Annotated in this window: 18 protein-coding genes; 9 read left to right on the plus strand and 9 right to left on the minus strand. The window is 64.3% G+C overall.

All coding sequences use genetic code 11. The features are described 5' to 3' along the window. The first annotated feature begins 71 nt into the window (after positions 1–71). Positions 72–1,019, plus strand: a complete 948-nt coding sequence (locus BMY68_RS17345; protein WP_009045956.1) for a GlxA family transcriptional regulator — start codon at positions 72–74, stop codon at positions 1,017–1,019. A gap of 100 nt (positions 1,020–1,119) precedes the next feature. Here the strand turns inward: BMY68_RS17345 and BMY68_RS17350 are convergent, their stop codons facing one another. The 4 genes from BMY68_RS17350 to BMY68_RS17365 form a co-directional block, all read right to left on the minus strand. Then, positions 1,120–1,536, minus strand: a complete 417-nt coding sequence (locus BMY68_RS17350; protein ID WP_009045955.1) for a DUF3010 family protein — start codon at positions 1,534–1,536, stop codon at positions 1,120–1,122. Between the two features lie 33 nt (positions 1,537–1,569). Continuing rightward, positions 1,570–1,938, minus strand: coding sequence for a helix-turn-helix domain-containing protein (locus BMY68_RS17355; protein ID WP_051003931.1), 369 nt, complete (start codon positions 1,936–1,938; stop codon positions 1,570–1,572). Further along, positions 1,877–2,131 carry a type II toxin-antitoxin system RelE family toxin gene (locus BMY68_RS17360; RefSeq protein WP_085533063.1) on the minus strand — a complete coding sequence of 85 codons (255 nt, stop codon included), beginning with the start codon at positions 2,129–2,131 and terminating at the stop codon, positions 1,877–1,879. Before BMY68_RS17360 ends, BMY68_RS17355 begins: the two co-directional genes overlap by 62 nt. A 229-nt stretch (positions 2,132–2,360) precedes the next feature. Continuing rightward, positions 2,361–2,762 (minus strand): lysozyme inhibitor LprI family protein, encoded by a 402-nt coding sequence (locus BMY68_RS17365; protein WP_009051237.1) that lies wholly within the window; start codon positions 2,760–2,762, stop codon positions 2,361–2,363. 227 nt (positions 2,763–2,989) lie between these two features. Between BMY68_RS17365 and BMY68_RS17375 the strand changes: the two genes are divergently transcribed. From BMY68_RS17375 to BMY68_RS17400, 6 genes are all read left to right on the plus strand, one after another. Continuing rightward, positions 2,990–3,967, plus strand: coding sequence for a dipeptidase (locus BMY68_RS17375; RefSeq protein WP_007926352.1), 978 nt, complete (start codon positions 2,990–2,992; stop codon positions 3,965–3,967). Between the two features lie 163 nt (positions 3,968–4,130). Beyond that, the gene (locus BMY68_RS17380; RefSeq protein ID WP_007926354.1) at positions 4,131–4,661 is read left to right on the plus strand and encodes a DUF5943 domain-containing protein; all 531 of its coding nucleotides are present in this window, start codon (positions 4,131–4,133) and stop codon (positions 4,659–4,661) included. Between the two features lie 15 nt (positions 4,662–4,676). Beyond that, positions 4,677–6,737, plus strand: coding sequence for a dimethylglycine demethylation protein DgcA (gene dgcA / locus BMY68_RS17385; RefSeq protein WP_009045952.1), 2,061 nt, complete (start codon positions 4,677–4,679; stop codon positions 6,735–6,737). Between the two features lie 172 nt (positions 6,738–6,909). Further along, entirely contained in the window at positions 6,910–8,859 is a 1,950-nt protein-coding gene (gene dgcB / locus BMY68_RS17390) for a dimethylglycine demethylation protein DgcB (RefSeq protein WP_085533065.1), read from the plus strand. After that, positions 8,859–10,079: an electron transfer flavoprotein subunit alpha gene (locus BMY68_RS17395; protein ID WP_009045950.1), complete on the plus strand. Its 1,221-nt coding sequence runs from the start codon at positions 8,859–8,861 to the stop codon at positions 10,077–10,079. The genes dgcB and BMY68_RS17395 overlap by 1 nt, the downstream gene beginning before the upstream one ends. Positions 10,080–10,095: 16 nt before the next feature. Continuing rightward, positions 10,096–10,866, plus strand: a complete 771-nt coding sequence (locus BMY68_RS17400) for an electron transfer flavoprotein subunit beta (RefSeq protein ID WP_085533067.1) — start codon at positions 10,096–10,098, stop codon at positions 10,864–10,866. Between the two features lie 884 nt (positions 10,867–11,750). Here the strand turns inward: BMY68_RS17400 and gbcA are convergent. Further along, positions 11,751–13,046, minus strand: coding sequence for a glycine-betaine demethylase subunit GbcA (gene gbcA, locus BMY68_RS17405; protein WP_007926366.1), 1,296 nt, complete (start codon positions 13,044–13,046; stop codon positions 11,751–11,753). Between the two features lie 284 nt (positions 13,047–13,330). Between gbcA and gbcB the strand changes: the two genes are divergently transcribed. Further along, a complete protein-coding gene (gene gbcB, locus BMY68_RS17415; RefSeq protein ID WP_009045947.1) occupies positions 13,331–14,431 on the plus strand; it encodes a glycine-betaine demethylase subunit GbcB in 1,101 nt (366 codons plus the stop codon). Between the two features lie 176 nt (positions 14,432–14,607). Here the strand turns inward: gbcB and BMY68_RS17420 are convergent, their stop codons facing one another. From BMY68_RS17420 to BMY68_RS17435, 4 genes are all read right to left on the minus strand, one after another. After that, positions 14,608–15,432, minus strand: a complete 825-nt coding sequence (locus BMY68_RS17420) for an SDR family oxidoreductase (protein WP_085533069.1) — start codon at positions 15,430–15,432, stop codon at positions 14,608–14,610. A 137-nt stretch (positions 15,433–15,569) separates the two neighbouring features. Then, positions 15,570–16,391 (minus strand): nitrilase family protein, encoded by an 822-nt coding sequence (locus tag BMY68_RS17425; protein ID WP_085533071.1) that lies wholly within the window; start codon positions 16,389–16,391, stop codon positions 15,570–15,572. Next, positions 16,388–17,833: a purine-cytosine permease family protein gene (locus tag BMY68_RS17430; protein WP_085533072.1), complete on the minus strand. Its 1,446-nt coding sequence runs from the start codon at positions 17,831–17,833 to the stop codon at positions 16,388–16,390. The genes BMY68_RS17425 and BMY68_RS17430 overlap by 4 nt, the downstream gene beginning before the upstream one ends. Before the next feature lie 167 nt (positions 17,834–18,000). Beyond that, positions 18,001–19,041, minus strand: a complete 1,041-nt coding sequence (locus tag BMY68_RS17435) for a threonine aldolase family protein (protein WP_007926372.1) — start codon at positions 19,039–19,041, stop codon at positions 18,001–18,003. 224 nt (positions 19,042–19,265) lie between these two features. Here BMY68_RS17435 and BMY68_RS17440 point away from each other — a divergent pair, with 224 nt between their 5' ends. Next, the gene (locus tag BMY68_RS17440) at positions 19,266–20,009 is read left to right on the plus strand and encodes a TraX family protein (RefSeq protein ID WP_085533074.1); all 744 of its coding nucleotides are present in this window, start codon (positions 19,266–19,268) and stop codon (positions 20,007–20,009) included. The last annotated feature ends 30 nt before the right edge of the window (positions 20,010–20,039 follow it).

A 20,039-nucleotide genomic window follows, 5' to 3' on the forward strand; every position in this document is an offset into this window, starting at 1 on the left:
CCTTCGTCTTGAACCCGGCGTGGAAACGGCGTATCACAGTGGCCACGCTGCCCGTCATCCGAGTGCGTTCCATGTCCCAGGATTTCTATTTCTTGCTGATGCCGGGTTTCTCGGCCATCGGGTTCATCTCGGCCATCGAGCCGCTGCGCGTGGCCAATCGCTTTCGCGGCGAGCTGTATCGCTGGCATGTGCTGAGCGCCGATGGTGGCGCGGTATTGGCGAGCAACGGCATGTCGGTCAACGCCGACGCGGCGCTGGAGCCGTTGAAGAAGGGCGCGACTCTGCTGGTGGTGGCCGGCTTCGAGCCGCTGAAGTTCGTCACCCCGGCGCTGGTGCACTGGTTGCGCCGCCTGGATGTGGAGGGCGTGACCCTGGGCGGCATCGATACCGGCAGCGTGGTCCTGGCGCAAGCCGGGTTGCTCGAAGGCCACCGCGTGACCCTGCACTGGGAAGCGATCGAGGCGTTCAAGGAGTCCTATCCCCAGATCAGCGTGACCCAGGAGCTGTTCGAGATCGACCGACGGCGCATCACCTCGGCCGGCGGCACCGCGTCCATCGACATGATGCTCGACCTGATCGGCCAGGCCCACGGCCCGGAGCTGGCGATCCAGGTCAGCGAACAGTTCGTGCTCGGGCGCATCCGCCCGCGCAAGGACCACCAGCGCATGGAAGTCGCCACCCGCTACGGCATCCGCAACAAGAAGCTGGTGCAGGTGATCGGCGAGATGGAACAGCACAGCGAGCCGCCCCTGAGCACCCTGCAGCTGGCCGAGTCGATCAAGGTCACCCGGCGTCAGCTCGAACGCCTGTTCCGCCTGCACCTGAACGACACCCCGAGCAACTTCTACCTGGGGCTGCGCCTGGAAAAGGCCCGGCAACTGCTGCGCCAGACCGACATGAGCGTGCTGGAAGTCAGCATCGCCTGCGGCTTCGAATCACCCTCGTATTTCACCCGCAGCTATCGCGCGCGGTTTGCCCAGTGCCCGCGGGAAGACCGGCGCCAAAGCCTGAAGGCTTGAGCTGCCCGATTCTGTAGGAGCGAAGCTTGCTCGCGATGCAGGCAACTCGCAGCGTCAGACAAGCCGACATCGCGGGCAAGCCTCGCTCCAGAGCCAGGGTTTATTTCTTCAGCAGGGCCGCGCAGGCGGTTTTGTAGGCTTCATGCTGATATTTGTTCAGCGTCGCCGGCAGGTCGAAGTTGTGCTTCTTGTTCTGCGCGTTGATGGTCTGCGGCGACAGCAGGGTCACCTCGCAGTTGTCCAGCAGCTGGAACACGCCTTCGATCTTGAAAGTGGTCGGGCCGCCGGCGAATTCGCCTTTTTTGCTGCGTTTCTTAATGGCGATGCGGCTGATGCCGTTGTCGCGGACGAAGGCGGCCACCTGGGCCGCGAAGGCTTTGACGTTGGCGGCTTCGTCATCGTCGTCCAGGGCGATTTTCTTGCAGGCGTTGGCCAGGTGTTGCGCCGTGCCGTCTTGCAGGGTGGCCAGGGCGAAGATGGCTTCGCTGCCTTTGATTTCGATGCCGCAGATGCTCATGGGAAAACCTTTTCTCGATGAATGGCGTGCAGCTTACAGTTCCAGCTGGTCGGCGCGAATGCCAAAGGCCGCGGCGATCTTCTCGCGGGTGGCGCGGCGGGGCTTGGCGACGCTTTCCTGCTGGGCGAAGGCCGGCTGGGAAATGCCCAGGCGCTTGGCGACCTCGTCCTGGGTCAGGTGCAGGTGCTCGCGCCAGGCTCGGATTGGCGTGGCGCCGTCAACGATGCGGCTGACCACGTCATGGGGGATCAGGTCCGGCTCCTGGCGTTGCGCCACATAGTCCGCATAAGGGATCACCACGAACGCCGGCTTGCCGTCCGTGCCGTTGATGATCTGGATGTCAGTAGGTGCGTTCGTCACGTTTCTTGACCTCTTGGATACTGACCACTCTGATAGCGCCATCCCAGTCGAACAGGATTCGATAGTTGCCCACTCGCAGGCGGTAAGCATGGGTGTGACCGCTGAGTGCCTTGACGTTGCCGGTGTCGGGCATGTCGCCGAGCAAGGTCACCGCGTCGCGGATCTGTACCTGATGGGCGCTGTGCAATCGCAGCAGTTGTTTGACGGCCTTACGGGTCCACAGGATGCTGTTCATGAACAAATATAAGCCTTTTATAAGATTAATCAATCTTTGCTTATATTCGCTCGCGGGCCAAGGCGAGAACCTTGTCCGGGTATTGCTCATGGCTTGTTACAGCGGGGAGAGAGGGGAGGCCGGGGGATTTTCGCGAGCAAGCTCGCTCTACAGGTATGGCGCAACGCCTGTAGGAGCGAGCTGGCTCGCGATGACGTCATGACGGTTGCCGCAGAGGTATCGGTCGGGCCTATTCCTGCCCGATCGACTCAAGAAACTCCGACCGTTCATCGCTCATGCGCGCCAGGCAATCGGCCTGGGCAATGGCGTAGGCCTTGCTGCCGGGTTTGGCGGGGAAGGTGTCGATGGCGCAGTCGGCGTCGCGCTGTTTCTGCCACAGCTGCTGGGCGTTCTGCACCTTGGCGGTGATGTCGGCCAGCTGCGCCTTGTCGCTGCCGTATTGCGTGCCCAGGCGTTCGAGCAGGCCCTGCAGGTTGTCGCTCAGCAGTTGCTCGGCGGTGGTTTTGTTGAAGGTGGCGCATTCCAGAGTCTGTTGATCCTGTTCGACGCTGTCGCACGGGGAGTTGTCGGCCTCTTCAGCCGCCTGTGCGCCCGTCGCCAGCAGTGCCAAAGCCAGGAAGATCGATTTCATTGCGTCGCAGCCCCCTCTAATCCAGTGATGCGGCGGATTCTGGCCCATGCGCATGACAAAGAACAGATGGTGCAAGGGACGCCCGGCAGACCCTTTGTCGCGGATTGACGCTTTCGGCAATTCCCCTGTCGTTTTTGCACCCGGCTGCCCGGGCACCGAGGCATATGCTGACCCCAAAGCGCCGGCAGACGATTCGGCGCATGAATTGCCAATAAGGGGACTGCCTGATGAGCCCAGCCGAATTGCACGCCGACAGCATCGTTATCGACGGGCTGATCATTGCCAAGTGGAACCGTGAACTGTTCGAAGACATGCGCAAGGGCGGCCTGACCGCGGCCAACTGCACCGTGTCGGTGTGGGAGGGCTTCCAGGCCACGGTCAACAACATCGCCTCCAGCCAGAAGCTGATCCGCGAGAACAGCGACCTGGTGATGCCGGTGCGCACCACCGCCGACATCCGCAAGGCCAAGGAACTGGGCAAGACCGGCATCCTGTTCGGCTTCCAGAATGCCCATGCCTACGAGGACCAGATCGGCTACGTCGAGGTGTTCAAGCAGCTGGGCGTGGGTATCGTGCAGATGTGCTACAACACCCAGAACCTGGTGGGCACCGGCTGCTACGAGCGCGATGGCGGCCTGTCGGGCTTCGGTCGCGAGATCGTCGCCGAGATGAACCGCGTCGGCGTCATGTGCGACCTGTCCCACGTCGGCTCCAAGACCTCCGAGGAAGTCATCCTCGAATCGAAAAAGCCGGTCTGCTACTCCCACTGCCTGCCGTCTGGCCTCAAGGAACACCCGCGCAACAAGTCCGATGAAGAGCTGAAGTTCATCGCCGACCACGGCGGTTTCGTCGGCGTGACCATGTTCGCGCCGTTCCTGGCCAAGGGCATCGATTCGACCATCGACGACTACGCCGAGGCCATCGAATACACCATGAACATCGTCGGCGAAGACGCCATCGGCATCGGCACCGACTTCACCCAGGGCCATGGCCAGGACTTCTTCGAATACCTGACCCACGACAAGGGCTATGCCCGTCGCCTGACCAACTTCGGCAAGATCATCAACCCGCTGGGCATCCGCACCGTGGGCGAGTTCCCCAACCTCACCGAGACCCTGCTCAAGCGCGGTCACTCCGAGCGTGTGGTGCGCAAGATCATGGGCGAGAACTGGGTGAACGTCCTCAAGGACGTCTGGGGCGAATAACGCCAACCCTCCACAGCACACACCTGTAGCCGCTGCCGAAGGCTGCGATCGGCTCCGAAGGAGACTCGCTCCTGCGGCCCTCGGAAGGCTCTTCGAGCCTTATCGCAGCCTTCGGCAGCGGCTACGGATGCACCAATCCAAAAGAATTCCGGAGTTTTGAAACATGGCCAAGATCGCCCCGCAACTGCCCATCGAAGTCGACAGCGAAACCGGTGTCTGGACCTCCGACGCCCTGCCGATGCTGTACGTGCCGCGTCACTTCTTCGTCAACAACCACATGGGCATCGAGGAAGTGCTGGGCGCCGACGCCTACGCCGAGATCCTCTACAAGGCCGGCTACAAGTCCGCCTGGCACTGGTGTGAAAAAGAAGCCGAGTGCCATGGCCTGGAAGGCGTCGCGGTGTTCGAGCACTACATGAAGCGCCTGTCGCAGCGCGGCTGGGGCCTGTTCAAGATCCAGGACATCGACCTCGACAAGGGCACCGCCAGCGTCAAGCTCGAACACTCGGCCTTCGTCTATGTGTACGGCAAGGTCGGGCGCAAGGTCGACTACATGTTCACCGGCTGGTTCGCCGGCGCCATGGACCAGATTCTGGCCGCCCGCGGTAGCAAGATCCGCACCGTCGCCGAACAGGTCTACGGCGGTTCCGAAGAAGGCCACGACGATGGCCTGTTCACCGTCAAGCCGTTGTAAGCGGAGTTAAGAAAAATGGCTTTCGAAGCGATGTTCCAGCCGATCCAGATCGGCAAACTGACCATCCGCAACCGGGTGCTCAGCACCGCGCACGCCGAGGTCTACGCCACCGATGGCGGCATGACCACCGACCGCTACGTGAAGTATTACGAAGAGAAAGCCAAGGGCGGTATCGGCCTGGCGATCTGTGGCGGCTCGTCCGTGGTGGCCATCGACAGCCCGCAGGAATGGTGGAGCTCGGTGAACCTGTCCACCGACCGCATCATTCCGCACTTCCAGAATCTGGCCGACGCCATGCACAAGCACGGCGCCAAGATCATGATCCAGATTACCCACATGGGTCGCCGCTCGCGCTGGGACGGTTTCAACTGGCCGACCCTGATGTCGCCGTCGGGCATCCGCGAACCGGTGCACCGCGCCACCTGCAAGACCATCGAGGTGGAAGAGATCTGGCGGGTGATCGGCAACTACGCGCAAGCTGCCCGTCGCGCAAAGGCTGGTGGCCTGGACGGCGTCGAGCTGTCCGCCGTGCACCAGCACATGATCGACCAGTTCTGGAGCCCGCGGGTCAACAAGCGGACCGACGAATGGGGCGGCAGCTTCGAAGGCCGGATGAAGTTCGGCCTGGAAGTGCTCAAGGCAGTGCGCGCCGAAGTCGGCGACGATTTCTGCGTGGGCATGCGTATCTGCGGTGACGAGTTCCACCCGGACGGCCTGTCCCATGAGGACATGAAGCAGATCGCCAAGTATTACGACGACACCGGCATGCTCGATTTCATCGGCGTCGTGGGTTCGGGTTGCGACACCCACAACACCCTGGCCAACGTGATTCCGAACATGAGTTATCCACCGGAGCCGTTCCTGCACCTGGCCGCCGGGATCAAGGAAGTGGTCAAGGTTCCGGTACTGCACGCGCAGAACATCAAGGATCCGAACCAGGCCACCCGCATCCTCGAGGGTGGTTACGTCGACATGGTCGGCATGACCCGGGCGCACATCGCCGACCCGCACCTGATCGCCAAGATCAAGATGGGCCAGGTCGACCAGATCAAGCAGTGCGTGGGCGCCAACTATTGCATCGACCGCCAGTACCAGGGCCTGGATGTGCTGTGCATCCAGAACGCCGCGACCTCCCGTGAATACATGGGCGTGCCGCACATCATCGAGAAGTCCACCGGGCCGAAACGCAAGGTGGTGGTGGTCGGCGCCGGCCCTGCCGGTATGGAGTCGGCGCGGGTGGCGGCCGAACGTGGCCACGACGTGACCCTGTTCGAGAAGAAAGAGGCCATCGGCGGGCAGATCACCACTGCGTCGAAAGCGCCGCAGCGCGACCAGATCGCCGGCATCACCCGCTGGTATCAGCTGGAGCTGGCGCGGCTGAAGGTCGACCTGCGCCTGGGCACCGCGGCCGATGCCGAGACCATCCTCGACCTGCGTCCGGACATCGTGGTGCTGGCCGTCGGCGGGCATCCGTTCCTTGAGCAGAACGAGCACTGGGGCGCCGCCGAAGGGCTGGTAGTCAGCAGCTGGGATGTGCTCGACGGCAAGGTCGCGCCGGGCAAGAACGTGCTGGTCTACGACACCATCTGCGAGTTCACCGGCATGTCGGTGGCCGACTTCCTCGCCGACAAGGGCAGCCAGGTCGAGATCGTCACCGACGACATCAAGCCGGGCGTGGCCATCGGCGGTACGTCGTTCCCGACCTACTACCGCAGCATGTACCCCAAGGAAGTGATCATGACCGGCGACATGATGCTGGAAAAGGTCTACCGCGAAGGCGACAAGCTGGTGGCGGTGCTGGAGAACGAATACACCGGCGCCAAAGAGGAGCGGGTGGTCGACCAGGTGGTGGTGGAGAACGGCGTGCGGCCCGACGAAGCGATCTACTACGCGCTCAAGGAAGGCTCGCGCAACAAGGGCCAGGTCGACGTCGAAGCGCTGTTCGCGATCAAGCCGCAGCCTTCGTTGAGCCAGGCGGGCGACGGTTATCTGCTGTTCCGCATCGGTGACTGCGTGGCGCAGCGCAACACCCACGCGGCCATCTATGACGCCCTGCGGATCTGCAAGGATTTCTAAGCGCTTGTGGATAACCCTGTAGGAGCGAGCTTGCTCGCGATGGACGTGAACGATGACGCGTGCGGTCTGATTTAACGCGTCGTTCTCGGGCTTTTCGCGAGCAAGCTCGCTCCTACAAGGAATCAAGCAAGTCATCCAGGTAGTTAAGCCCGAGGTCTTTGGGAGCTCCACCATGTTGAACACCCTTCTTCCCATCCTGCTGTTCGCAGCCATCGGCCTGGTTGTCCTGGGCGCGTTGCGGCGGGTGGCCATGTGGCGCCGGGGCCGTGCGTCCAAGGTCGACCTGATCGGCGGCCTGCTGGCCATGCCCAAGCGTTACATGGTCGACCTGCACCATGTGGTGGCGCGGGACAAATACATCGCCAACACCCACGTGGCCACGGCCGGTGGCGCCGTGGCGTCCATCGTGCTGGCGATCCTGGTGCACGGTTTCGGCCTGCATAACCGCATCCTCGGCTACGCCTTGCTGCTGATGTCGGCGGTGATGTTCGTCGGCGCGATCTTCGTCTACCTGCGCCGTCGCAACCCGCCGGCGCGCCTGTCGAAAGGCCCGTGGATGCGCCTGCCGAAAAGCCTGCTGGCGTTCTCGGCGTCGTTCTTCCTGGTGACCCTGCCGGTGGCCGGGATCCTCCCGGAAAACTTCGGCGGCTGGGTACTGGCCGCGATCCTCGGCATCGGTGTGTTGTGGGGCGTGTCCGAGCTGTTCTTCGGCATGACCTGGGGCGGCCCGATGAAGCACGCCTTCGCTGGTGCCCTGCACCTGGCCTGGCACCGCCGTGCCGAACGTTTCGGTGGCGGCCGCTCCACCGGCCTCAAGCCGCTGGACCTGGAAGACCCGAACGCGCCGCTGGGCGTGGAAAAACCCAAGGACTTCACCTGGAACCAGTTGCTCGGCTTCGACGCCTGCGTGCAGTGCGGTAAATGCGAAGCCGCGTGCCCGGCCTTTGCCGCCGGCCAGCCGCTGAACCCGAAAAAGCTGATCCAGGACATGGTCGTCGGCCTGGCTGGCGGTACCGATGCCAAGTTCGCTGGCAGTCCTTACCCAGGCAAGCCCATCGGTGAGCACAGCGGCAATCCGCACCAGCCGATCGTCAACGGCCTGGTGGACGCCGAGACCCTGTGGTCCTGCACCACCTGCCGCGCCTGCGTCGAGGAATGCCCGATGATGATCGAGCACGTCGATGCCATCGTCGACATGCGCCGTCACCTGACCCTGGAAAAGGGCGCTACTCCGAACAAGGGCGCCGAAGTCCTGGAAAACCTGATCGCCACCGACAACCCGGGCGGTTTCGCCCCGGGTGGGCGGATGAACTGGGCGGCGGACCTCAACCTGGCGCTGCTCGGCGAGAAGAAAACCACCGACGTGCTGTTCTGGGTGGGCGACGGTGCCTTCGACATGCGCAACCAGCGCACCCTGCGTGCCTTCGTCAAAGTGCTGAAAGCGGCCAAGGTCGACTTCGCGGTACTGGGCCTGGAAGAGCGCGACAGCGGCGACGTGGCCCGGCGCCTGGGCGACGAGGCGACCTTCCAGCTGCTGGCCAAGCGCAATATCCAGACCCTGGCCAAGTACAGCTTCAAGCGCATCGTCACCTGCGACCCCCACAGTTTCCATGTGCTGAAAAACGAATACGGCGCCCTCGGCGGCGAGTACGTGGTGCAGCACCACAGCACCTACATGGCCGAGCTGATTGCCGGCGGCGCCCTGAATCTGGGCCAGCACAAAGGCAACAGTGTGACCTATCACGACCCGTGCTACCTGGGCCGCTACAACGGCGAGTACGAGGCGCCGCGCGAGGTCCTGCGCGCCCTGGGGATCGAGGTCAAGGAAATGCAACGCTCCGGTTTCCGCTCGCGCTGCTGCGGCGGTGGCGGCGGCGCGCCGATCACCGACATTCCGGGCAAGCAGCGGATCCCCGACATGCGCATGGACGACATCCGCGAAACCGGCGCCGAGCTGGTGGCCGTGGGTTGTCCACAGTGCACCGCGATGCTCGAAGGCGTGGTCGAACCACGACCGCTGATCAAGGACATCGCCGAACTGGTGGCCGATGCGTTGCTCGAAGACGCCGCGCCTGGCAAGCCGGTGACCCCGGCCAAACGTGAACCTGCGGAGGCCCACTGATGAGCGACATTATCCGCCGCGACCCGCGGGCCGAATGGATCGCCCGTAACCGCCTGCATCCGCTGCACGCGGCCATGCAACCGGCGCAGCACAGCTGGATGGGGCCCAACGGCATCCTCCGCAAGAACCCCCACGGGATCGGTTTCATCGGCCCCAACGGCATCAAGCGTATCGACCGCAGCGGCGCCCAGCAGGGCGGGGCGGTCAAACGCAGCGCCGCGGTCGAAGTCCAGCTGCCGCTGCATCAGGTGGCGCAGCCGGCGTTCTACATCAGCGTGGTGCCGGACATGGTCGGCGGCCGCCTGAGCAGCCACGACCGCGATCTTCTGGGACTGGCCCACCAGCTGGCCGGCAAGGACGGCGCGGTGCTGGCGGTGGTGTTCGGCGAGCACAAGGAAAACGCCTTCGCCACGGCCGGCGTCGACCGCCTGCTGGTGCTCGAAGGCAACGAATTCAGCGGTTATGCACCGGAACAACGGGTCCAGGGCCTGCGGGCTGTGGATAACCAGTTCAGCCCGCGCCACTGGTTGCTGCCCGACAGCCGTACCGGTGGCGGCGAACTGGGCCGGCGTTTTGCCGCGGCCCTGGGCGAACGCCCGGCCACGCGGGTCTGGCAGGTCAAGGACGAGCAGTGCGTCGGCCGCGCCGGTGCCGGCTTGCAGGACCTGGCTCGACCGCTGGCGCGCTTGATCCTGGCCGCTGCTGAATGCGCGGAGCCGGTCAGTGAAACCCGCCACGAAGCCCTGCCGGTGGAGTTATCCACAACGGTGGCACGCAGCCTGGCGCGAATCGAGGACCTGGGCGCGGTGGCGGTGGACCCGGCGGCGATTCCCATGGCCGAGGCCGAATTCATTTTCTCCGGCGGCAACGGGGTCAAGGACTGGGAGCTGTTCCACAGGACCGCCGCGGCCCTGGGCGCCACCGAAGGCGCGTCGCGGGTGGCGGTGGACGACGGTTTCATGGCCCGCGACCGTCAGGTCGGCGCTTCGGGCACCTGGGTCACCGCCCGGGTGTACGTGGCGGTGGGGATTTCCGGGGCGATCCAGCACCTGCAGGGCATCGGTGCCTGCGACAAGGTGGTGGCGATCAACCTCGATCCGGGCTGCGACATGATCAAACGCGCCGACCTGTCGGTGATTGGCGAAAGCGCCGAGCTGCTTCAAGCCTTGATCGCGGCGGTAGAGGCCTACCGCAACGGCGCCAAGCGCGATGCGGCTTAAGGGAAGGACAGAGCTTATGAGTACCAATGTGATCAGCCTGGTGTCCATCGGCGCCCACCCGACTTCCGGCCGGCCACGGCGCGCCGAGCAGGATGCGCGGGCGGTCGAGCTGGGGCTGCAACTGGCCGGGGACAGGCTGCAGGTGCTGCACGCCGGCGATATCGCCGAGCCGGCCCTGCGCGCGTACCTGGGCATGGGCCTGGAACAGATGCACGTGCTGGAGCAGTCGGCCGGTGCCGATGCGCTGCCGGCGCTGACCGATTATCTGCGCGATGCCGGGGCGCAAGTGGTGCTCACCGGCAGCCAGGCGGAAACCGGCGAAGGTTCGGGCATGCTGCCGTTCCTGCTGGCGGAAAACCTCGGTTGGCCGCTGGTGGTGGGCCTGGCCCAGGTGGAATCCATCGACGGCGGCGTGGCCCTGGTGTTGCAAGCCCTGCCGCGCGGCCAGCGCCGTCGGCTGAAGGTGCGCCTGCCGTTCCTCGCCACTGTGGATAACGCCGCGCCCAAGCCTCGGCAGAGCGCCTACGGCCCGGCCCGGCGTGGGGTGTTGCAGGCGCGGCAGGTGGAAGTGCTCGACGATGAGTTATTCACAAGCGCCACCCTGCAACCGGCCAAACCGCGGCCCAAGCGCCTGAAAGTGATCAAGGCCAAGAGCGGCGCCGACCGCATGAAAGCCGCGACCGCCAAGGCCAGCGGCGGTGGCGGCCAGGTGCTCAAGGGCGTCAGCGCCGAAGCCGGGGCCGAGGCCATCCTCAAGCTGCTGATCGAAGAAGGCGTGGTCCGCTAGGGTCGGGCCGCCGTTGTACGTTATCGCGAGCAAGCTCGCTCCTACAGGGATGTGTGAGTCCCATGTAGGAGCGAGCTTGCTCGCGATAAATCCTCCAAACGCCACATACCCCACGGTTACCCACAATCCCTGTGCGCGCCTCTGTGGATAAGATGTTCGTCCCTCTCTGTAAGCCTCGCCAATCAAGCGTTACAGCGCGTTGTACGAAAAACGATCAAGCTAAGTCGAGGTTTTTCCAAAGGTTTTTCTGTGGATAAGGAATTCCCTCGGTCCTCTGCCGCTGCCGAGTTGCCCCCAAAGTCTGTTGGCCTCTTTGTGGATAAGATGTTCGCTCTCCGCTGAGAGCCTTATAAACAGTGGTCTGCAGAGGTCTGATCAAAAAACAGGCAAATCCGCGGTTTTGCCTCGCCGGCGGCCCTGAAGCCTTGATATTTCGCGCTATTCGGCGGTTTTCCACAGCTCGCGGCCCTTGGCCGCAAAGTTGCCCCCAAAGTCTGTTGGCGCTTCTGTGGATAAGGTGTTCGCCTTCATCTGCGGGCCTTTAAATACGTGGCTTACAGGAGGTTGTACAAAAAACGATCAAGGCCTTGTGGAAAAGGCCTTTCCGGATAAGTCACGGATTTTCTTCAGGTTCTACCAACGACTTCACCGGCTGAAAGCCGAGTTGCCCACATTTGCTGTGGGTGGAGGTGTGGATAACTTGTTCGCGGAAGGCTGGGAGCCTTGTCGGCCATGGCCGGGAGGGGTTCCGATCAAAAAACGTACAGCAAGCTTGCCCCTGTAGGAGCTCAGCTTGCTCGCGATGAACGCTAACGCGGTGGTTCGGTACACCGTGTCGCGGCCTCCGCGGGCAAGCCTCGCTCCTACAGAAGCCCAGCCCGGGATCAGCCGTGAACCGGCACGCCCTTGAGGTACGGAGCCGGTTCGGCGCCGAGGTTGCTCAGCATGCGCTCGCTGTACCAATCCACGAAGTTGACCACGCCGAACTCGTAGGTCTTGGAGTACGGGCCTGGCTGGTAGGCGGTGGAGTTGATGCCGCGCTGGTTCTCTTCGGCCAGGCGACGATCCTGGTCGTTGGTGGCGTCCCACACCTGGCGCATGCGCGCGACGTCGTAGTCCACGCCTTCGACCGCGTCCTTGTGCACCAGCCACTTGGTGGTGACCATGGTTTCCTGGGCGCTGATCGGCCACACGGTGAACACGATGATGTGGTCGCCCATGCAGTGGTTCCACGAGTGCGGCAGGTGCAGGATGCGCATCGAGCCCAGGTCGGGGTTCTTGATCCGGCCCATCAGCTTGGCGCAGCCCTGCTTGCCGTCCATGGTCATGGACACGGTGCCCTTGAGCAGCGGCATGCGCACGATGCGGTTGCGCAGGCCGAAGCTGGCGTGGGCGTAAGGGATCTTCTCGGCTTCCCAGGCGGCGGCGGAGGCGGCCACGTGGTCCTTGAACGCCTGGTCGGCGCGCGGGTCGGTGACGTCGTCCCACTCCAGCAGGGTCTTCAGCAGTTCCGGGTGCGAACCGCCGCAGTGGTAGCACTCGCGGTTGTTTTCCAGCACCAGCTTCCAGTTGGCCTTTTCCATCAAGGTGGTTTGCACCGCCACCTTGGTGTTCTCCATGTCGTAGGGTTCCATGTAGTGCGTCAGGGTCGCCAGGAAGTCATCGATGGCCGGCGGGTTCTCGGCCAGCGAGATGAAGATGTAGCCACCGGCGGTCTTCACGTTCACTGGCTTGAGGCCGTACTGCTTCATGTCGAAGTCGGCGCCCATCTCGGTGCCGGCGAACAGCAGGCGACCGTCCAGCTCGTAGGTCCACTGGTGGTAGTGGCAGACCAGCTTGGCGACCTTGCCCTTGTCGCTGGTGCACAGGCGCGAACCGCGGTGGCGGCAGACGTTGTGGAAGGCATGGACCACGCCGTCGGCGCCACGGATCACGATGATCGGGTTCTTGCCGACCTGCAGGGTCATGTAGTTGCCCTTGGTCGGAATCTCGCAGGTCATGCCGGCGATCAGCCATTCCTTCTGGAAGATCTCCTGCATGTCGATATCGAACAGGCGCTCGTCGCAGTAGAACGGCTGCGGCAGGGAAAAGGTCCGCTCGCGTTCTTGGAGCATTTGCGCGGTGGCCTTGCGTGCGGGTTCCAGCGGATCGCCCAGGCTCAGGGTTGCGGTGACGTCCATCGTTTTGGTCCTCATGGCCATCTGTGTGGCCGGCGAAAGTGGCTACGGTTGGTGCGACGCAAGGCTGAAAAATCAGCGGTTATCAGTTGAGGCGAGTGTGGGGCCGGCGCGGCCCGGAACCTTATCCATGGGCGACATGGCCCAATCTGTTCCCGACGCGCAAGCCCCGGTGGTTGGGGGCTGGTCGCGATAAGTATGTGAATGTCGCAGATAGGTAAATGGGTGTTCATGGGCCTGCGCACAATCGCCACCATAAAGGCCGGCAGTCGGCCGTGGAGATCAGCATGTCCAACAACTTCCTGAACCCGGTAACCACCCAGACCTGGGCCAATGGCCGACACATCGTCCGTTGCGTCAAAGTCATCCAGGAAACCTGGGACGTGCGCACTTTCTGTTTCATGGCCGACCAGCCGATCATGTTCTTCTTTAAGCCGGGGCAGTTCGTCACCCTGGAGCTGGAGATCGAAGGCCAGCCGATCATGCGTTCCTACACCATTTCCAGCTCGCCCTCGGTGCCGTACAGCTTCTCGGTGACCATCAAGCGCGTCCCGGGCGGCAAGGTCTCCAACTGGCTGCACGACACCCTGCACGAAGGCCAGGAACTGGCGGTGCACGGGCCGGTGGGGTTGTTCAACGCCATTGACTTCCCGAGCCCGAAAGTCCTCTACCTCAGCGGCGGCGTCGGCATCACGCCGGTGATGTCCATGGCGCGCTGGTTCTACGACACCAACGGCAATGTCGACATGGTGTTCATCCACAGCGCCCGTTCGCCGAAGGACATCATCTATCACCGCGAGCTGGAGCACATGGCGTCGCGGATCGACAACTTCAGCCTGCACCTGATCTGCGAGAAACACGGCCTGGGCGAGCCCTGGGCCGGTTATCGCGGCTACCTGAACCACAAGATGCTGGAGCTGATGGCGCCGGACTTCCTCGAACGCGAGGTGTTCTGCTGTGGCCCGACGCCGTACATGAACGCGGTCAAGCGCCTGCTCGAAGCCAGCGGCTTCGACATGTCGCGTTACCACGAGGAATCCTTCGGCGCGACGCCGGCGGAAGCCCGTGCCGACGCCGTGGAACAGGCCGAGCAGGCCGCCGAGGCGCCGGAAATCGACATCGCCGACCTGCACCAGGTGGAGTTCACCGCTTCGGGCAAGAGCATCCGCGTGGCGCCGGGCGAGACCGTCCACGCCGCCGCGGCCAAGCTTGGCCTGATGATCCCCAAGGCCTGCGGCATGGGGATCTGCGGCACCTGCAAGGTGCTCAAGCTGGGCGGTGAAGTGGAGATGGACCACAACGGTGGCATCACCGAGGAAGACGAAGCCGAAGGCTACATCCTGTCCTGCTGCAGCGTGCCGAAGGGGGATGTGCGGGTCGAGTATTGAGCGTCGGACCCATAACCCGTAGCCGCTGCCGAGGCACGAGGCTGCGATCGGTTGCGTAGCAACCGTGAACCCGGAGCTCTCGGTGCTTCTGACCTATCGAGGGGCTGGGTTTGCGACTGCTTTGCAGTCGATCGCAGCCTCGTACCTCGGCAGCGGCTACAGATTGATCCACTCGCTCAATCGATAAACAGATCCGTCATCAGCGTTTCGCTGCTGTCGGGATCGAAGCGGTAATGGGCGAAGTCGCTCACCCCCTGTTCGCGCAGTATTTCCTCGTCTATCAGCAAGCACCCAGTGATGCGGCGCTGGCTGCTGGAGAGGATCGCGTGGGCCGCATCGGCCATGATTGCAGGCGTGCGCGCATGCTTGAACGACTCGCGCGAACCCAGTTGGAACTCGATGGCGGCCGTGGCGATCATGGTCTGCGGCCACAGCGAGTTGACGCTGATGCCGTAGTTCTTGAATTCTTCGCTCATGCCCAGGGTCAGCATGCTCATGCCGTACTTGGTCACGGTGTAGGGGCTGTACTGGGCGAACCATTTGCTTGCCAGGTTCAGCGGCGGCGACAGGTTGAGGATGTGCCCACCGCTGGTTTTCAGGTAGGGCAGGGCCGCCTGGCTGCACAGCAGCACGGCGCGGGTGTTGATCTGGTGCATCAGGTCGAAGCGCTTGAGCTCGATGTGCTGCACCCCGGTCAGCTTGATCGCCCCGGCATTGTTGACCAGCGCATCGATGCCGCCGAACTGCTCGGCGGCCTTGGCCAGGGCCTGGCGCACCGTCTCTTCGTCACGCACGTCCACCTGCAACGCCAGGGCCTTGCCGCCCGCCGCCTCGACCTCGCGGGCCACGCTGAAGATGGTGCCGGGCAGCTTGGGATGGGGGTCGGCGCTTTTCGCCGCGATCACGATATTGGCCCCGTCCCGCGCCGCCCGCAGGGCGATTTCACGGCCGATGCCACGACTGGCGCCGGTGATGAACAGGGTCTTGCCTTGTAAGGACATGGATGCGCTCCTGATTATTGTCGTTATCCGAGCGGGTACAGCGGCTCGCCAGACAATCTAGTTCATGTCTGGCGGCGCGCGCGGATCAGGGGCGAAAAGGCGAAGGGCCGCGAGTGTTGCCCGCGGCCGGGGAGGGCTCAGTACAGCGCCGGGCGGCGGTCCAGGTGCACGTGGTTATGGGCGCTGATGTGCTTGTGCCGGGCGTCCGCCAGGGGCAGCTCCGCCAGCAGCAGTTGCTGCTGGGGCTGACGGGCGCTGCCGGCCAGGGGATATCCATCGGCGTCGACGATCAGCGAGCCGCCGACCCAGGCCACGCCACGCTCGTCGCCGCAGCGGTCGCAGGCGGCGATGAACATGCGGTTGACCGCGGCGTTGGCCTGGACCCGGACCATTTCCGCCGGGCGTTCGCCCGGCGGACGCGGCCCGTCCGGCCAGTTGACCGGGGCGCAGAGCAGGGCGCCGCCGGCCAGCGCGGGCAGGCGCACCCATTCCGGGAACTCCAGGTCGTAGCAGATCAGCATCGCGATCGCGCCAAAACGGGTCTCCACCACCGGCGGCGGTTGGTCGCCGACAGTGAACACAAGCTTTTCCCGGTCCCACAGATGGGCCTTGCGATACACCGTCACCCGCCCCTCGGGCTCGACCAGCGCGGCGCTGTTGGCCACTCCGGCATTCAGGCGCTCGCAGAAACCGCCGACGATCACCACCTGCAGCTCTGCGGCCAGGGCCTTCCACAGGGTCAGCGTCGGCCCGTCGAGGGCCTCGGACAGCGCCAGCGCTTCCTGCCGATCGGTGAACACATAACCGCTCTGCACCAGCTCCGGCAGCACCACCACCTGGGCGCCCTCGGCAGCGGCCTCGCGGATGGCCCGCTGGCCCAGCTCGCGGTTGTAGTCGAGCTCGCCCACCCGTGGGGCGATCTGCTGGCAGGCGACTTTCAGGGTGGGCAATCCAGTCATTGGCCGGCTCCTTCCAGTTGGCGTTCGCTGGCCTGGATCGCCAGGCGCTCGGCGTCCAGGTCCAGGCCCCGGGTCAGCGCCCAGTAGGCCACGCCGGCCACGGCCAGGCCGATGACAAAGGCGATGTCGGCGCCCTCCAGCGCCCGGGCCACCGGGCCCTGGTAGAAGCTCAGGGACATGAACGGAATCATTGCGACCAGGCCGAGGAAATAGGCGATGAGCCCGGGCATGGCCCAGCGGCCATAAATGCCGGCCGGGTTGAAGATGTCGTTGATGGCGTAGTGACCTTTGCGCACCACGTAGAAGTCCGCCAGGTTGACCGCGGTCCAGGGCACCAGGAAATACAGCATCAGCAGCACGAAGGTGTTGAAGCTCGCCAGGTAGCTGTCGGGAATGTTCATGGCGATCAGGAAAATCACCACCGCCACCAGGGCGATGCCCACCACCCGGCTCTTGAGGTTCGGCTGGATCTGCAGGAAGCCGTCGATGGCGCTGATGCCGGTGAGCATCGCGCCGTAGCAGTTGACCGCCATGATGCCGACCAGGGCGGGCACGGCGATCAGCACGGTAAAGGTGCCGAAGCCCGGGATCATCTGGTTGCCGACTTCGCGGACGCTGCCGATGGCGTCGGGGGACGGCAGGGCGGAGGCGAGGAAGGCACCCAGGGACATCAGCCACAGCGCCGAGCCCGCGGCGCCCAGGTAGGTCCAGAAAATCACCTGGCGCGACGAGGTCTTGTGCGGCAGGTAGCGCGAATAGTCCGAGACATACACCGAGTAGCTGATCTGGTAGCCGGCGGCCGCCGACAGCTGGATCAGGAACGCCGACCAGGAGAAGTGCGCGTCGGCCACGGCGGCGTCGGCCTGCAGGGTCATCAGCGCGCTGATGGTCAGCACGGTGAACACGCTGATCATGATGTAGGTCAGCCAGCGCTGCACGGCGTGCAGCAGGTCATGCCCGACCACGGCGATGATCACCGCAAGGATGATCATCAGGCTGTACCAGGGCGCCCGCGCGCCGGGCACCACGGTGTTGATGGCATCGGTGGCGAGGATCACGTTGAACACGTTGAAGCCGATGTAGACGAAGACCACCGCGGTGAAGGGCACGATGGCCCCGCGCAGGCCGAATTGCGCGCGCGACTGGATCATCTGCGGCAGGCCCATGCGTGGCCCCTGGTTGGCATGGAAGGCCATGCAGAAGGTGCCCAGGCAGACGCCGAGGACGATGGCCAGGATCGAGTAGTGCAGGCTCAGGCCGAGGGCGGCGCCGGTGAAGCCGGTGACCATGGTGGTCAGGACGAAGTTGCCGGTGAACCAGAACGGACCCTGGTGCCAGACCTTGCCGTGGCGCTCGTGGCGCGGCACGTAGTCGATGGAGCGGGTTTCGATCTTGAGGCTGGGGGACGGGGCTTTTTCCGTTGCCGCGGGCAGGCTGGTCATGGGGCTGTGCCTTGTTTTTATAAATTGACCCCGGAGTCTCGGATATACGCCTGTGATGTTGAATCAGTGGAGGGAAATAATCAGTTCAGGAATTTGTGAACTGATGTCACGCAGCGCCGGCCCACCGCTCCCGATCTCGACAGGCGGCGGCAGGCCGGCGAGGGCATTCAGCCGGCCATGACCTGGCGAATGTCCGCGGCCAGTTCGCGGACCCGCGCTTCTTCGGTGTCCCACGAGCACATGAAGCGCGCGCCGCCTTTACCGATGAAGGTGTAGAAGCGCCAGCCCTTGGCGGTCAGCGCGGCGATGGCCGGTTCCGACAGTTGCAGGAACACGCCGTTGGCCTGCACCGGGAACATCAGTTCCACCCCCGGAATGTCCGCCACCAGCTCGGCCAGCAATTGCGCGCAATGGTTGGCGTGGCGGGCGTATTTGAGCCAGGCGTCGTTTTCCAGCAGGCCGACCCAGGGCGCGGACAAAAAACGCATCTTCGAGGCCAGCTGGCCGGCCTGCTTGCAGCGGTAGTCGAAGTCTTCGGCCAGCTTGTGGTTGAAGAACAGGATCGCCTCGCCCACCGCCATGCCGTTTTTCGTGCCGCCGAAGCACAGCACGTCGACCCCGGCTTTCCAGGTCAGGTCGGCGGGCGAGCAGCCAAGGAAGGCGCAGGCGTTGGAGAACCGCGCGCCGTCCATGTGCAGGTTCAGCCCCAGCTCTTTGCAGGTGGCGCTGATGGCGCGGATTTCTTCCGGGGTATAGACACTGCCGACCTCGGTGGCCTGGGTCAGGGTCACCACCCGTGGCTTGGGGTAGTGGATGTCCTGGCGCTTGAGGGCGATGTCGCGGATCGAGTCCGGGGTCAGCTTGCCGTTCTCGGTGCCGGCGATCAGCAGCTTGGAGCCGTTGGAGAAGAATTCCGGGGCACCGCATTCGTCGGTTTCGACGTGGGCGGTTTCCGAGCAGATGACGCTGTGGTAACTCTGGCACAGCGACGACAGGGCCAGGGAGTTGGCGGCGGTGCCGTTGAAGGCGAAGAACACCTCGCAGTCGGTCTCGAACAGCTTGCGGAAATAATCGGCGGCGCGCGCGGTCCACTGGTCGTCGCCATAGGCGCGCTCGTGGCCGCGGTTGGCCTGGTCCATGGCCGCCCAGGCCTCGGGGCAAATGCCGGAATAGTTGTCGCTGGCGAATTGTTGGCTCTTGTCGGTCATGGCCGTCTTCCGTGCTAAGGGTCCGAAAGGGGAGTCCTTCGATAAAGGGCTCCGGATAAGGCGCTCCTGGGTAAGGAGCCCTTGGGTAAAGCGTCCGCAACGAGGTCTGGGCCAGCAGGACAGCACAGGCCCCGCAGAGATCGGTGGAGCGCCACTTTACCCAAGATTGAGGGGGGAGCACAGGCTCTGTTTATGGGTGAAAAATGCACAGGCCATGAGGATATATGCCAGACCCGATACTGACCCCGCTGGCCGCCCGGCGCGATGGCGCCCTGGACCTGCTCAAGTGGCTGGCGCTGCTTTGCATGGTGCTCGATCACCTGCGCTACGTCGGCTGGAGCCTCGATCTGCTGTATGTGCCCGGGCGCCTGGCGTTTCCCTGGTTCTGCCTGGCGCTGGCGGCCAATGTGGCGCGGGCCGGCGCGGTGGATCGCGAGGGCGCGGGGCAATGGCGTTACCTGGGCTGGCTGCTGTTGTTCAGCCTGCTCAGCGAGGTGCCGTACCGGCTGTACATTCCCGACCCCGACACCCTGAATGTGCTGCCGACCCTGGCCCTGGGGCTGTTGGTGGCCCGCGCCTGGCAGCGTCGCGGCGGGCTGGCGCTGTGGCTGGGGATCGGCGCGGCCTTGCTCGGCGGGCTGTTCGACCGGTACCTGATGTTCGGCCTGTTCGGCGTCTTGCTGCCGCTGGCGATGTTGCTGGTGCTGCAGCGCCGCTGGTATTGGGCGCTGCTGCCGGGGCTGCTGGGCCTGGCGGCCAACCAGTGGCAAAGCCTGCTGCCGGCGGCGCGCCTGGGTAATCAGGTGGCGGCCTGGGCGTTGCTCGCCTGCGTGCTGGCGCCGTGGCTGGGGCTGGCGATCCTGCGCCGGATGCGCGGTTTTTCGCCGCCACCGATGCGGCGCTGGGCCTATCTGCTGTACCCCGGGCATTTCCTCCTGCTGCTGATGCTGCGCAACCTGCTGGCCTGACGGCGAACCGTTGTCGCTACGAACGTCCTG

It is taken from the genome of Pseudomonas sp. NFACC41-3, from assembly GCF_900109505.1.
GTDB classification, from domain to species: domain Bacteria; phylum Pseudomonadota; class Gammaproteobacteria; order Pseudomonadales; family Pseudomonadaceae; genus Aquipseudomonas; species Aquipseudomonas chlororaphis.

What these genes read in the sequence shown, in the direction of transcription:
- BMY68_RS17355 (WP_051003931.1), bottom strand. Translation starts at nt 1,938, where the DNA reads ATGGCGCTATCAGAGTGGTCAGTATCCAAGAGGTCAAGAAACGTGACG.
- dgcA (WP_009045952.1), top strand. Translation starts at nt 4,677, where the DNA reads ATGGCTTTCGAAGCGATGTTCCAGCCGATCCAGATCGGCAAACTGACC.
- BMY68_RS17400 (WP_085533067.1), top strand. Translation starts at nt 10,096, where the DNA reads ATGAGTACCAATGTGATCAGCCTGGTGTCCATCGGCGCCCACCCGACT.
- BMY68_RS17350 (WP_009045955.1), bottom strand. Translation starts at nt 1,536, where the DNA reads ATGAGCATCTGCGGCATCGAAATCAAAGGCAGCGAAGCCATCTTCGCC.
- BMY68_RS17420 (WP_085533069.1), bottom strand. Translation starts at nt 15,432, where the DNA reads ATGTCCTTACAAGGCAAGACCCTGTTCATCACCGGCGCCAGTCGTGGC.
- BMY68_RS17425 (WP_085533071.1), bottom strand. Translation starts at nt 16,391, where the DNA reads ATGACTGGATTGCCCACCCTGAAAGTCGCCTGCCAGCAGATCGCCCCA.
- BMY68_RS17395 (WP_009045950.1), top strand. Translation starts at nt 8,859, where the DNA reads ATGAGCGACATTATCCGCCGCGACCCGCGGGCCGAATGGATCGCCCGT.
- BMY68_RS17375 (WP_007926352.1), top strand. Translation starts at nt 2,990, where the DNA reads ATGAGCCCAGCCGAATTGCACGCCGACAGCATCGTTATCGACGGGCTG.
- BMY68_RS17430 (WP_085533072.1), bottom strand. Translation starts at nt 17,833, where the DNA reads ATGACCAGCCTGCCCGCGGCAACGGAAAAAGCCCCGTCCCCCAGCCTC.
- BMY68_RS17345 (WP_009045956.1), top strand. Translation starts at nt 72, where the DNA reads ATGTCCCAGGATTTCTATTTCTTGCTGATGCCGGGTTTCTCGGCCATC.
- BMY68_RS17380 (WP_007926354.1), top strand. Translation starts at nt 4,131, where the DNA reads ATGGCCAAGATCGCCCCGCAACTGCCCATCGAAGTCGACAGCGAAACC.
- gbcA (WP_007926366.1), bottom strand. Translation starts at nt 13,046, where the DNA reads ATGGACGTCACCGCAACCCTGAGCCTGGGCGATCCGCTGGAACCCGCA.
- BMY68_RS17435 (WP_007926372.1), bottom strand. Translation starts at nt 19,041, where the DNA reads ATGACCGACAAGAGCCAACAATTCGCCAGCGACAACTATTCCGGCATT.
- BMY68_RS17360 (WP_085533063.1), bottom strand. Translation starts at nt 2,131, where the DNA reads ATGAACAGCATCCTGTGGACCCGTAAGGCCGTCAAACAACTGCTGCGA.
- BMY68_RS17365 (WP_009051237.1), bottom strand. Translation starts at nt 2,762, where the DNA reads ATGAAATCGATCTTCCTGGCTTTGGCACTGCTGGCGACGGGCGCACAG.
- dgcB (WP_085533065.1), top strand. Translation starts at nt 6,910, where the DNA reads ATGTTGAACACCCTTCTTCCCATCCTGCTGTTCGCAGCCATCGGCCTG.
- BMY68_RS17440 (WP_085533074.1), top strand. Translation starts at nt 19,266, where the DNA reads ATGCCAGACCCGATACTGACCCCGCTGGCCGCCCGGCGCGATGGCGCC.
- gbcB (WP_009045947.1), top strand. Translation starts at nt 13,331, where the DNA reads ATGTCCAACAACTTCCTGAACCCGGTAACCACCCAGACCTGGGCCAAT.